The sequence below is a fragment of the Roseovarius halotolerans genome, from assembly GCF_900172255.1.
In the GTDB taxonomy this organism is placed as follows: Bacteria; Pseudomonadota; Alphaproteobacteria; order Rhodobacterales; family Rhodobacteraceae; genus Roseovarius; species Roseovarius halotolerans.
This window is the reverse complement of record NZ_FWFU01000002.1, coordinates 1-12,842: the sequence shown is the minus strand read 5'-3', so window position 1 is coordinate 12,842 and position 12,842 is coordinate 1. Positions and strand designations below refer to the sequence as shown.

General features: G+C 66.0%; 13 protein-coding genes. 6 read left to right on the top strand and 7 right to left on the bottom strand.

Features of this window, described 5'->3' with window-relative positions; translation table 11 throughout:
• The first annotated feature begins 120 nt into the window (after nt 1-120).
• Nucleotides 121-975, top strand: coding sequence for a DUF6473 family protein (locus tag ROH8110_RS06945; RefSeq protein WP_085817065.1), 855 nt, complete (start codon nt 121-123; stop codon nt 973-975).
• 121 nt (nt 976-1,096) lie between these two features.
• Here ROH8110_RS06945 and ROH8110_RS06940 read toward each other — a convergent pair whose 3' ends face one another.
• The 6 genes from ROH8110_RS06940 to ROH8110_RS06915 form a co-directional block, all read right to left on the bottom strand.
• Entirely contained in the window at nt 1,097-2,023 is a 927-nt protein-coding gene (locus ROH8110_RS06940) for an electron transfer flavoprotein subunit alpha/FixB family protein (RefSeq protein WP_085817064.1), read from the bottom strand.
• Nucleotides 2,023-2,781 (bottom strand): electron transfer flavoprotein subunit beta/FixA family protein, encoded by a 759-nt coding sequence (locus ROH8110_RS06935; protein WP_085817063.1) that lies wholly within the window; start codon nt 2,779-2,781, stop codon nt 2,023-2,025. Before ROH8110_RS06935 ends, ROH8110_RS06940 begins: the two co-directional genes overlap by 1 nt.
• Before the next feature lie 199 nt (nt 2,782-2,980).
• Complete coding sequence (locus ROH8110_RS06930) at nt 2,981-3,553, bottom strand: cob(I)yrinic acid a,c-diamide adenosyltransferase (RefSeq protein WP_085817062.1); 573 nt, start codon at nt 3,551-3,553, stop codon at nt 2,981-2,983.
• Between the two features lies 1 nt (nt 3,554).
• Nucleotides 3,555-3,764, bottom strand: coding sequence for a twin transmembrane helix small protein (locus ROH8110_RS06925; RefSeq protein ID WP_085817061.1), 210 nt, complete (start codon nt 3,762-3,764; stop codon nt 3,555-3,557).
• A gap of 91 nt (nt 3,765-3,855) precedes the next feature.
• Entirely contained in the window at nt 3,856-4,689 is an 834-nt protein-coding gene (locus tag ROH8110_RS06920) for an SDR family NAD(P)-dependent oxidoreductase (protein ID WP_085817060.1), read from the bottom strand.
• A 37-nt stretch (nt 4,690-4,726) separates the two neighbouring features.
• Nucleotides 4,727-5,317: an SH3 domain-containing protein gene (locus ROH8110_RS06915; protein WP_085817771.1), complete on the bottom strand. Its 591-nt coding sequence runs from the start codon at nt 5,315-5,317 to the stop codon at nt 4,727-4,729.
• A 289-nt stretch (nt 5,318-5,606) separates the two neighbouring features.
• Here ROH8110_RS06915 and ROH8110_RS06910 point away from each other — a divergent pair, with 289 nt between their 5' ends.
• From ROH8110_RS06910 to ROH8110_RS06900, 3 genes are all read left to right on the top strand, one after another.
• The gene (locus ROH8110_RS06910; RefSeq protein ID WP_085817059.1) at nt 5,607-8,057 is read left to right on the top strand and encodes a DNA topoisomerase IV subunit A; all 2,451 of its coding nucleotides are present in this window, start codon (nt 5,607-5,609) and stop codon (nt 8,055-8,057) included.
• 102 nt (nt 8,058-8,159) lie between these two features.
• Entirely contained in the window at nt 8,160-9,353 is a 1,194-nt protein-coding gene (locus ROH8110_RS06905) for a DUF898 family protein (protein ID WP_085817770.1), read from the top strand.
• Nucleotides 9,353-10,480: a M48 family metallopeptidase gene (locus ROH8110_RS06900; RefSeq protein ID WP_085817058.1), complete on the top strand. Its 1,128-nt coding sequence runs from the start codon at nt 9,353-9,355 to the stop codon at nt 10,478-10,480. Before ROH8110_RS06905 ends, ROH8110_RS06900 begins: the two co-directional genes overlap by 1 nt.
• A 15-nt stretch (nt 10,481-10,495) precedes the next feature.
• On the opposite strand, the gene ROH8110_RS06895 is transcribed toward ROH8110_RS06900, so the two are convergent.
• Nucleotides 10,496-11,851, bottom strand: a complete 1,356-nt coding sequence (locus ROH8110_RS06895; RefSeq protein WP_085817057.1) for a cytochrome P450 — start codon at nt 11,849-11,851, stop codon at nt 10,496-10,498.
• Nucleotides 11,852-11,979: 128 nt separating this feature from the next.
• Here ROH8110_RS06895 and ROH8110_RS06890 point away from each other — a divergent pair, with 128 nt between their 5' ends.
• A complete protein-coding gene (locus tag ROH8110_RS06890) occupies nt 11,980-12,606 on the top strand; it encodes a hypothetical protein (protein WP_085817056.1) in 627 nt (208 codons plus the stop codon).
• Between the two features lie 110 nt (nt 12,607-12,716).
• The coding region (locus ROH8110_RS06885; protein WP_241691048.1) for a GTP-binding protein at nt 12,717-12,842 on the top strand (126 nt) is incomplete at its 3' end.

Here is a 12,842-nt window from a genome sequence, read left to right as displayed (position 1 = left end):
GCGGCGTGCGCACGCTCAAGGCCCGGTGATCGCTAAAATCCACGTCGAATTTGCGCGTTAGCGATTTCTAAACGCGGTGACGCGATTGTGGTCTCCGGGTGATATGAACGGTGGGGACCGATGATCTGTGAAAGACGGGTGCAGCGCGCACCGATCGCGTATGAACCATGCTGTTATGCGGGTTCCAAACTGACATTCCGCGGACCTGCGCGGCGGCTGACTGGCGACTACATCGCCTTTCCGGGCGGCACGGAGACGTATGGGCGCTTCCTGCGCGAGCCGTTCGCGGCGCAGCTGGAGCGGCGGCTTGGCATAAGCTGCGTCAACCTTGGCTGGCCGAATGCGGGCGCGGATGCGTTCCTGAACGATGCCGGCGCGTTGCGGATCGCGACGGGCGCGCGGGCGGTGGTATTGCAGGTGATGGGAGCGCATAACCTGTCGAACCGGTTTTACCGGGTGCATCCGCGCCGCAATGACCGGGTGCTGGAGCCGCTGTCGCCCCTCAGGCGGCTGTTTCCGGAGGTGGATTTCGTCGACTTCAACTTTACGCGCCACCTGCTGCGCCATCTGCACGCGGTGTCGCCCGAACGCTTCGACCTGGTGCGCGAGGAGCTGCGCATGACCTGGGTGGAACGCACCGGCGCTCTGATCGCGCGGCTGGAGCGCCCGGTGATCCTGTTGTGGTTCGCGCAGCGCCCGCCCGAGGGCTTTTGCGAGCGGGTGGAGCCGGGCACGGACCCGGTTTTCGTGACCGCCGGGATGCTGCGCGCGGTGGCGCCACAGGCGGCGCGCCTGATCGAGGTGAGCGCCAGCCCGGTGGCGCAGCGCATGGGCACGAGCGGCATGGTATTCGCGCCCGAGGAGGCGCAGGCGGCCCGCCAGTTGCCCGGCGCGCTGGCGCATGGCGAAGCCGCCCAGGCCCTTGCCCCGGCGCTGCGTGCGGTGCTGGACTTGCGAGAGACCGGGGTGGCGTGAACGCCGATAAGGGCAGCGGCCCTTGCGGACGGATGGGCGCCGCTTCGGACCATGCGCGGCGCGAAAATGAAAAAGGCCCGCCGGGATGGCGGGCCTTTGGAATGTTCTGCCGGACCGAAGGTCAGAGCTTTTCGGTCAGTTCCGGCACGGCGGCGAAGAGGTCGGCCACGAGGCCGTAATCGGCGACCTGGAAGATCGGCGCTTCTTCGTCCTTGTTGATGGCGACGATGATCTTGGAATCCTTCATCCCCGCAAGGTGCTGGATCGCGCCCGAGATGCCCACGGCGATGTAAAGCTCTGGGGCCACGACCTTGCCGGTCTGCCCGACCTGCCAGTCGTTGGGCGCAAAACCCGAGTCGACCGCCGCGCGGGACGCGCCGACGGCGGCGCCCAGCTTGTCGGCGAGTTTCTCGATCAGCGCGAAATCCTCTTCCGAGCCGACGCCACGGCCACCCGACACGACGATACCTGCCGAGGTGAGTTCGGGGCGGTCGGATTCGGCAACCTTGTCCTCGACCCATTCAGACAGGGCCGGATCGGCGGCGGCGCCGATCTTTTCGACGGTTGCGGAATTGCCGGTGCCAGCCGCATCGAAGGTCGAGGTGCGGAAGCTCACGACCTTCTTGGCATCCGAGGATTTCACCTTCTGGATGGCGTTGCCGGCATAGATCGGACGCTCGAACGTGTCGGCATCGACCACGCCCGAGGCATCGGTGATGATCATCACATCGAGCAGCGCGGCGACGCGCGGCAGGATGTTCTTGGCATCGGTGGTGGCGGGCGCGACGACATGGTCGTAATCGGCGGCAAGATCGGCCACCAACTGTGCCACGGGTTCCGCAAGGCGGTGCCCGTAAAGCGCATCCTCGGCGCAGAGCACCTTGGCGACACCGTCGATCGTGGCGGCTTCGTCGGCGGCAGCGGCGCAGGTGGCACCGGCGCAAAGCACGGTCACGTCGCCCAGCTTGGCAGCGGCGGTCACGGCCTTGGCGGTGGCGTCCATCGCCAGGGTCCCGTCATTGACTTCGGCAAGAAGAAGAACAGCCATCACACAGCCCCCTTTTCTTTGAGTTTCGCAACCAGCGTGTCCACGTCGGGCACGATCTCGCCGGCCTGGCGGGCTTCGGGCTCGGTGGTTTCGACGATCTGCAGGCGCGGGGTCACGTCGACGCCGTAATCCTCGGCCGTCTTTTCATCGAGCGGCTTCTTCTTGGCCTTCATGATGTTGGGCAGGGACGCGTAGCGCGGCTCGTTGAGGCGCAGGTCGGCCGAAATGATCGTCGGCATCTTGACCTTGATCGTCTGCAAGCCGCCATCGACCTCGCGGGTGACGACGGCATGGTCGCCCTCGATGTCGATATTGTTGGCATACATCGCCTGGCTCCAGCCCAGCAGAGCCGAAAGCATCTGGCCGGTGGCGTTCATGTCGTTGTCGATCGCCTGCTTGCCGGTCAGGACCAGACCGGGCTGCTCCTCTTCGACGACCTTGGCGAGGATCTTGGCGACGGCCAGGGGCTCGATATCGGTGTGCACGTCATCGGCGGCCACGACCAGGATCGCCCGGTCCGCACCCATCGCCAGCGCGGTGCGCAGCGTTTCCTGGGCCTGCTTGACGCCGATCGATACGGCGATCACCTCTTCGGCCTTGCCGGCCTCCTTGAGGCGGATGGCCTCTTCGACGGCGATCTCGTCAAAGGGGTTCATCGACATTTTGACATTCGCAAGATCGACACCCGATCCGTCCGCCTTCACACGGACCTTCACGTTGTAGTCGATCACGCGTTTCACAGGCACAAGCACCTTCATTGCGTGGTCTCCTCAGATTGGCGGAACAGGCGCATAGCGACGGCTCCAGATACTCTCCCGGCGTTCATAATGGTTTGTAGCGCCGGGAAACAGGGCAAAATCGTCATGTTTGCGTCTGGCGACGCCGCGTTTGCGGAAGGGATGCGAAAAATCCGGGCGTGTAGGGGCAGGGCGCGCAGCTGCGCGCCCTTCGCAGGGGTCAGCGGTTTGCGCCGGGCACCCAGAGAACGTCGCGCGCGCCGCCGTCATTGGAGACGCGGGCGGCGACGAAGAACCAGTCGCTGAGGCGGTTGAGATATTTGACCGCGGCGGGATTCACATGCTCTTCGGCGGCCAGTTCGACGGACAGGCGCTCGGCGCGGCGTGACACGGTGCGGCACAGGTGAAGGTAGGCGGCGAGTGTCGTGCCGCCCGGCAGCACGAAGCTGCGCAGCGGTTCGAGCGCCTTGTTCATGGTGTCGATCTCGGTCTCAAGCCGCGTCACCTGATTGTCCGAAACGCGCAGCGGCGTGTATTCGGCCTCGTCATCCTTGTCCATGTCGGGGCGGCAGAGATCGGCGCCCAGGTCGAACAGGTCGTTCTGGATGCGCGCCAGCGCGGCGTCGGTTTCGCCGGTGGCATGCAGCCGGGCAAGGCCGAGCGTGGCGTTCACCTCGTCGACGGTGCCATAGGCGGTGACGCGCATCGAATGCTTGGCCACGCGTGCGCCATTGCCAAGCGCGGTGTCGCCCTTGTCGCCGGTGCGGGTGTAGATCTTGTTCAGGACCACCATGTCATTGTCCCCCCTGTCTGCGGATATAGACGAAAAGCAGGATCAGCAGCACCGCCACGAACTGCGCCGCGATGCGCCAGCGCATCAGCTTGTTGGCGCGTTTGCCGTTCTCGGCGCCTTCCTTGCCGAAGGTGCTGATGCCCAGCACCAGGATGACCGCCACGCCAAGGCAGGCGGCGACGACGATGATGAAGAGCGGATCGGTAAACATCGGGGGTCATCCTTCGAATCGTATCTGGCCCCCATGTAGGGTGCCGGGGCGAAAAAGCGAAAGCGATTTCTGCCCGTGGGCGGCGCGGCAATCAGCCTCGCGACAGCACCCAGTCAAGCGCGCGCGTCGGCAGGAGGCGGCGCAGCGTGCCCATCAGGTGGGTCGGCACGGTGACGTAATAGCGCGGGCGCGGGCGGCGCGATTCCAGCGCATGCACCAGCCTGCGCGTGACCGCGGAGGGCGGGCGCTCGAACGTGTCCGGCTTGTCGCTGTCGCGATAGAGCCGGGCGCGCAGCCCCGCGCGATACTGTTCGGCACGCGGCGAGGCCTCCCAGTCGATCCAGCGTTCAAAATGGGGGATGGAATTGACGCGGATTTTCGACGTGACCGGGCCGGGTTCGATCAGGACCACATGGATGCCGGTGCCCTGCATCTCGATGCGAAGCGTGTCGGTCAGCCCCTCGAGCGCGAATTTCGATGCGTTATAGGCGCCGCGCCAGGGCAGCGTGACAAGGCCGAGGACCGATGAGCATTGCACGATCCGCCCCGCGCCCTGCGCACGCATCACCGGGATCACCTGCCGGGTCAGTTCGTGCCAGCCAAAGAAATTCGCCTCGAACAGCGCGCGTATCGCATCGGTGGGCAGGTCTTCGACCGCGCCGGGACAGGCGAAGGCGCCGTTGTTGAACAGGGCATCGAGGGTGCCGCCGGTGGCGTCGAGCACCTCGGCCAGCCCGCTCGTGATGCTGGCGCTGTCCTGGTAGTCGATCCGCGGGCTTTCAAAACCCTGTTCGCGCAGCCGCGCGCAATCCTCGGCCGCGCGGCAGGCGGCGAAGACGCGCCAGCCACGAGCGCGCAGCCCGTGCGCGGCGTCAAGGCCGATACCCGAGGAACAGCCGGTGATGAGGATCGAGCGCTGTGTCATGCGGGCAAGCTATGACCGGCGCGCGGCGGCGATGCAATCAGTTTGCCGCCGCGACGAGGGTCTCGGCCATCCATCCGACACGCCCCGTGTCGACCACCCGCAGTTTCAGCCAGCCATTGCCGGGGGCGCGCAGCACCGCGACCTGCTGGCCGCGTTCAAGCCGGGCGATCCGGTCGTATTGCGTGCCGGGACCGGCGCGCATGTTGACGCGGTTGCCCGCGACCACGCGCAGGTCCTGCTGAAGGGGTGTGACAACGCTGCGGGTGGCGATGTTGTGCGCCACGGCGGCGATCACGTCGCTTTCGCCCGAGGCGCGTGCGGAGGCGAGCGTGACCATCGCATCGCCGGCTTGCGCGCTGGCAAGGCCCGGCAGGTCCGAAAGATCAGAAAGGCTGCGCGCGACGCTGTTGCCGGTTGCCGGGTCCGGCTCGTCGGCGCCGACGCTGGCCGCCGCGATGCGGCGTTCATCCGCGCGTTGCGGATCCGCCGGGCGCGCCTTCGGGCGCAGATCGTCCAGCTTGGCGCGGGCCTGAATCGAATTGATCCTCGGTTCGTAATCGGCGCCGCCGCTCAGTTCGTAGAATGACCAGCCCAGAAAGGCAAAACTCACCAGAATAAAGCGCCACATGCGCATCCCCCCTTAACCCACACGAAAGAAAAATCTTTCAGAACCCAGTCGTCACATGCGCCCGTGGCAGATGCGGGCGCGGCAGCCCGGGCTTTATAACCGATTCGGTCCGGCGTTGGCGGGGAAAACCCCGGAAACGATCTCTTTTTGGTGGCCTGTGACTTTACCTGCCCCTTGCGCGCAGCGGCGGGCTTGACCTTGGCCCCTGTCCCGCTGTTTACGTGTCGCCAATGACAGACACGCGGCGGGGGCTGGTCATGATCCCCGTCCAGAGGGTATCAAGAGCAGCATGAGCGACCTGACCGACGACGGCGCCGAGCCCGTTACCGAATTTGCCGAGCCGCTGCGCCGCGCCATCGGCGAGCGCTACCTGACCTATGCGCTGAGCACGATCATGCACCGTGCGCTGCCCGATGCGCGCGACGGGCTGAAACCCGTGCATCGCCGCATTCTCTTTGCGATGCGCGAGCTGCGCCTGTCCAGCACCGGGGGTTTTCGCAAATCCGCCAAGATCAGCGGCGACGTGATGGGCAACTATCACCCGCATGGCGACGCCGCGATCTATGACGCGATGGCGCGCCTGGCGCAGGATTTCGCGGTGCGTTACCCGCTGGTGGACGGTCAGGGCAATTTCGGCAATATCGACGGCGACAACCCTGCCGCCAGCCGATACACCGAGGCGCGCATGACCGCCGTGGCCGAGGCCATGCTGGAAGGTCTGAACGAGAACGCCGTCGATTTCCGCGACAATTACGACGGCACGCTGCGCGAACCCATCGTGCTTCCGGCATCGTTTCCGAACCTGCTGGCCAATGGCTCGTCGGGGATCGCCGTGGGCATGGCCACCAACATCCCGCCGCATAACATCGCCGAGCTGATCGACGCCTGCCTGCACCTGATCAAGGTGCCCGACGCGCGCGACGACACGCTGCTCAACTATGTGCCCGGCCCCGATTTCCCCACCGGCGGCGTCATTGTCGAGCCGCGCGAGAGCATCGCGCAGGCCTATCGCACCGGGCGCGGCGCGTTCCGGCTGCGCTGCAAATGGGAGGTCGAGGACCTTGGCCGCGGCCAATGGCAGATCGTCGTGACCGAGATTCCCTACCAGGTGCAGAAATCGCGCCTCGTCGAGAAGCTGGCCGAGCTGATCCAGACCAAGAAGGTTCCGATCCTGGCCGATATCCGCGACGAAAGCGCCGATGACGTGCGCATGGTGCTTGAGCCGCGCTCGAAGAACGTGGAGCCGCAGGTGCTGATGAACATGCTGTTCCGCAATTCCGACCTGGAGCTGCGATTCAGCCTGAACATGAACGTGCTGGTCGACGGGGTGACACCGCGCGTCTGCTCGATGAAGGAAGTGCTGCGCGCCTTCCTCGATTTCCGCCGCGAGATACTGATCCGGCGCAGCCGCTTCCGCATGGCCAAGATCGACAACCGGCTCGAGGTGCTGCAGGGGCTTGTGACCGCCTTCCTGAACCTCGACCGGGTGATCGAGATCATCCGTTATGATGACGACCCCAAGGCCGCGCTGATGTACGAGGACTGGAGCAACCTGCACCAGTCGACCCTGACGCGCGCCATGAACGAGGGCGAATACCGCTCGCCGCTGGCCGGGGTGGACATGGCGTCGCTCGTGCTGGTCGCGGATGCCGAGGCCGAGGCGATGGGCATCCTGGCTGAAAGCGAAGGCACGGCGGCGACCCCGCGCGAGATGCCCCACAGCTATGCCGGACGCGAGAACGGCCTTTCCGACGTGCAGGCCGAGGCGATTTTGAACATGCGGCTGCGCAGCCTGCGCCGCCTTGAGGAAGATGCGCTGCTGCGCGAGCGCGACACTCTGATGCAGGAGCGTGCCGGGCTTGAGGACCTGCTGGAGGACGAAAGCCTGCAATGGGACTCCATCGCATCCCAGCTGAAGGAGGTGAAGAAGACCTTTGGCACCGGCTATGTGCTGGATGGCAAGAATGTCGGCGCGCGCCGGACGCAGTTCGCCGAGGCGGGCGAGGTCGAGGAGGTGCCGCTCGAGGCGATGATCGACCGCGAGCCGATCACGGTGGTCTGCTCGAAAATGGGCTGGATCCGCGCCATGTCGGGGCATATCGACCTTGGCCGCGAACTGAAGTTCAAGGATGGCGACGAGGGGCGCTTCGTGTTCCATGCCGAGACGACCGATCGCTTGCTGGTTTTCGGCAGCAACGGGCGGTTCTATACGCTGAGCGCCGCCAACCTGCCCGGCGGGCGCGGCATGGGCGAGCCCCTGCGCCTGATGGTGGACCTGCCCAACGAGGCCGAGATCGTCGACCTTCTTATTCACAAGCCGGGGCGCAAGCTGCTGGTGGCCTCGTCGGCGGGGGACGGTTTCGTCGTGCCCGAGGAAGAGGTGATCGCCCAGACCCGCAGCGGCAAGCAGGTGCTGAACCTGCGCGGCGACGGGCGCGCGCAGGTCTGCAGGCCGGTGGCGGGCGATCATGTCGCCTGTGTGGGCGAGAACCGCAAGGTTCTGATCTTCGCGCTGGACGAACTGCCCGAGATGGGCCGCGGCAAGGGCGTGCGGTTGCAGAAATACAAGGACGGGGGCCTCAGCGACGCCACCACCTTTACGCTGGCCGACGGCTTGAGCTGGCGCGACCCGGCCGGGCGCACCCGCACCGAAACCGAGCTGACCGAATGGATCGGCAAGCGCGCGGGCACGGGCCGCATGGCGCCGCGCGGTTTTCCGAGGGATAACAGGTTTACCTGAAGCTGTTGCGCTGTCACAAAGTTTCCTCAATGATTGCGTAGCTTTTACGCGCCGCGGCACCCGTGCCGGGTAAGGATCGACCACATATCGGGAGGGGTGCGCGTGAGCGAGGGCAGCCAGATCATCAAGGGGCATTACCAGGGCCAGCGCGGCCCGCTTTTCGGGCTGGCATTCGTTACCGCGCTGCTGACCATGCTGACGCTGGGGATCTATCGATTCTGGGGCAAGACCCGGATCCGGCGCTATATCTGGTCTTCGGTCAGTGGCGATGGCGATTCCTTTGAATATACCGGCACCGGGCTTGAAAAGTTCCTCGGGTTCCTCGTCGCGATCGTGTTGCTGGCAGTCTACCTGGGCGCCGTGCAGATGATCCTGTTCTTTTTCGGCCTGACGCTGTTCGCTGAACCGACCAGCCCGGAAATGGCACTAGCGCAGATGGGTGGGTTTTACCTGACCTTTCTGGCGGTCGTGCCGCTGATTTTTTTCGCGCAATACCGCGCGCGGCGCTACAAGCTGGCGCGGAGCCGCTGGCGGGGTGTGCGCTTTGGCGCCGAGAAGGGCGCATGGGGCTATGCACTGCGGGCGATGGGGCACTGGCTGCTGACGATCCTGACGCTGGGCCTGATGTTGCCGCGCCAGACCTTCTGGCTTGAGAAGTACAAGACCGACCGCAGCTGGTATGGCGATGGCCGTTTCGTGCAGGAGGGACGCTGGAGCGCGCTTTACGGGGCGATGAAGCATCTTTTCATCGGCGTGGGGCTGGTGCTGGCGGCGGTCGTGGCGCTGGCGCTGCAATCGCCCGTTGTCGGCGGCGTGCTGGCCGCGGTCGGCTATGTCTGGGCGATGGTGGGCTTCATTTCCTATCGGGTGCGGGCGTTCATCTACCTGACCGAGCACAAGGTTCTCGATGACGGTATCCGGTTCGAGGCGCGCCCGGAGACCCGCACGATCATCGGTCTCGTGATCGTGGGATCGCTGGTGGTGTCGCTGATCATGGGCGTTGTCTTTGCGGTGCTGGCCGCGTTGGCGTCGATGGTGGTCGGCCCGGCGATGATGGCGCCCGGACCGGGGCATATCGTCGGTCTGGTGCTGATGATGGGGCTGTATCTGGGGGCGCTCCTGATGGGTGGCGCGCTGTCGCTGGTGTGGATCGTCCAGCCGGTCATCGCCCATGTGGTCGGCGCGATCACCGTGCGGGGCGCCGACAGGCTGGCCGATATCCGCCAGCGCGTGCATGACAGCGGCGCCGATGCCGAAGGCTTTGCCGATGCGCTCGACGTGGGTGGCGCGATCTGATGCAGGACGCTGTCGGCGGGACCTATTTCGACGGCCGGAGTGCCGGGCGTCACCCGGTCGACGTGGTGCTGGACGAGGCGGCGGGCGAGCTGGTGCTGACGGGCGCATCACTCGATGCGCCGCAACGCTGGCCGCTGGCGCGGCTGCGCGCGCAGGGCGATCATGCGCGCCGCGATGCGCTGACGCTGGCGCTGCATGCGCCCAGCAATGACGAATCCCCGCGCGATACCGCCCGGCTGACGCTTGCGGATTCCGGCATGATCTCGCGTATCCGAGCGCTTTGCCCCGATCTGGACCGCAGCGATCTTGCTGGCGGCACCACCCGCAAGCTGATGTTGCGCGGTGTGGCGGCCTTGGCGGCGGTGGGGCTGATCCTGTTCTTCATCCTGCCGCGCATGGCCGACACGCTGGCCATGCTGATCCCGGTCGAGCGCGAGGCGGCCTTCGGCAAGGCTGTGACGGCGCAGATCGAACGCGCGCTGGGCGCGGCGAAACTGGGCGAGCTCACCTGCGAAGGCCCCGAAGGGCGCGCTGCGCTCGATGCGATGATCGCGCGCCTGACCGAAGGCCAGGACCTGCAATACGAGCTCGACGTCAAGGTTCTCGATCACGGGATGCTCAACGCCTTTGCCGCGCCCGGCGGACAGGTTGTGGTGATGCGCGGGCTGCTGGACAAATCCGGCGGACCGGATGCCGTCGCCGCCGTGCTGGCGCATGAAATCGGCCATGTGGAGCGGCGCGATGCCACCCGCCACGCGCTGCGCGCTGCCGGGTCGGCGGGGCTGTTGTCGATGCTGCTGGGCGACGTGACCGGCGGCACGATCGCGGTATTTCTGGGCGAGCGGCTGATCCGGGCCAGCTATACCCGCGAGGCCGAGGCCGAGGCGGATGCCTTCGCGCTCAGGATGCTGAACGCCGCCGGGATCGACAGCGCCGCGATGGCCGGGTTCTTCGAGGAGATCGGCAAGGACGAGGGCAAGGGGCCGCAACTGCCCGCCTATTTCGCGACCCACCCCGCCAGCGAAGCGCGCGCCCAGGCCGCGCGCGACAACGCCCGCACGCAAGGCACGACCAGCCCGGTCCTGAGCGCGGATCAGTGGACGGCGCTCAAGGGTATCTGCGGCTGAAACGGACGCGTGATCTCAGCCCACCGGCTCGGCCTCGAGCCAGACGCCGCCTTCGGGACGAAGTGTCAGGATCATCACCGGGTCGGGCCTGCGCCCCGGCACGGGTGTGAAGCGAAAGCGCGACAGAAGCGTCGCCAGCACGATCACCGCCTCCTGGATGGCGAAACTTGCGCCGATGCAGATGCGCGGCCCGTCCCCGAAGGGCAGATAGGCATAGCGGTCGATTGCCTTGCGGTCGCTGAACCGCTCGGGGCGAAAGGCGTCGGGGTCATCCCAGAGCAGGTGATTGCGATGCAGCGCATAGATCGGGATGATGACGGTGTCGCCCTTTTTGACCTCGCGCCCGCACAGCGTGTCATCGGCCATCGCGGTGCGCGACACCATCGCGGCGGGCGGGTAAAGGCGCAGCGCCTCGTCGATGATCATGCGGATATAGGGCAGTTTGGCCATATCCTCGCCAGTGGCGGCGCGCCCCTGCAACAGCGCCTGCGCCTCGGCGCGGGCGCGGTCCTGCACCTGTTGATCAAAGGCGCAGAGATAAAGCGCCCAGCCCAGCGTCAGCGCGGTGGTTTCATGACCCGCAACGATGAAGGTCAGCAGGTTGTCGCGCAGCTCGGCGGTGTTCATGCGGCGCCTGGTTTCGGGGTCTTCGCCCTCAAGCAGAAGGTCGAGCAGGTCCGGCACGCCGTCGGGCCCGCGCGCGCGGCGTGCTTCGACAGCGGCATCGGCGACGCTTTTCATCTGGCGCACGGCATTGCCCGAGACCATCCGCCCCGGCCGCGGCACCCAGTCGGGAAAACCCAGGATGTCGAAGAGCGAGACCTTTCCCGCCTCGGAGATATAGGCGTCGATCCCCTTGTGGACCTCGTCGGCATCGAATGTGCCATCGCCCGAAAAGGTGACATCGGCGATCACGTCGAAGGTGGTGCGCACCATGTCCTCGGCCATGTCGATGGCGCGCGGCCCGGCGGCGGCGATACGCGCGCAGCTGCGTTCGGCAGCGGCGGTCATGATCGGGGCCAGGTTCATCACGTTGCGATGCGAAAAGACTGGAGCGGCGGCGCGGCGCTGCCAGCGCCAATGCGCGCCCTCGGCAATGAACAGCGACTCGCCGATGGCCGGGCGCAGAAGGTTCTTGGTGACGAGCGACTTGGGGTAGTCGTCCAGCCGGTCAAGCAGCATGTGACGGATCGCGCCGGGGTCCATCACCATATGCCATCGCTTGCCGGTGCGCCCCGACACCATCGGCTGCATCGTCGCGATGCGCGGAATGATCGCCAGCACGTTGCGCCTTGCGGCCTGAAGGCTGGCGAGAATGCCCATCGGTTCCGTCACCAGGGGGACATGGACTGGAATAGGGGCGGATGTCATCGCGGCCTCGTTCGCTGCATGGGAAGGATATAGGTGTCGCGCCCATGCGGGGCAAATCCGGGCTAATCGTTGCGTGCGGGGCGTGGCTGCGGTATCGGGGCGGAACTGAACTCGTGAGGGGGATACCAATGTTGCGCATTCTTGCCCTGCTGGCGGCGCTGAGCGGCCTGATGGCCTGCACCAATTCCAACGATCTCGACGAAACCCCTGCGTATCTGGGGGATTTCAGCCTCGGGCATAACGTGGTGGTGGCGCCGAACCTGACCAAAGGCCCCGCATCGCGCGAGGCCAGCAAGGAGGAATGGATCGCCGCCATGACCACCGCCATCGACGAGCGCTTCGGGCGCTACGAGGGCGAGCGGCTATATCACCTCGGGATCAGCGTCGAGGGCTATGTCCTGGCGGTCACGGGGATTCCGCTGGTGGCATCGCCCAAGTCGGCATTGATCCTCAAGGTGACGGTCTGGGATGACGCGATGCAGAAGAAGCTCAACGAGGAACCCCACCAGGTGACGGTGATGGAAAGCGTCTCGGGCAGCACGATACTGGGCTCGGGGCTGACGCAGACCAAGGAAAAGCAGCTCGAGAACCTGAGCCGCAATGCGGCCAAGCTGATCCAGGCCTGGATGGAACAGCAGAACCACGAGCAGGGCTGGTTCGAGAGCGGCGCGGCAGAGGGCGAGACAGACGGCGCAGCCGGGGCCGGCGACGCCCCCGCGCCCGACGAGGCCGCCGCAGCCGCGCCCGCCGGGTGACACGGCAGGGCACAGGAACCGCTTGATTTTCACCCCGCAAGCCAATAAATGGCGCGCGGAGCAACCAACGGGCCGGCAGGCCCCCCAACTGGACAAGGCGCCCGAGAGACATGGCAAAGGAAAAGTTTGACCGTTCGAAACCGCATGTGAACATTGGCACGATTGGCCATGTTGACCACGGCAAGACGACGCTGACGGCGGCGATCACGAAGTATTTTGGTGATTTCCGTGCGTAT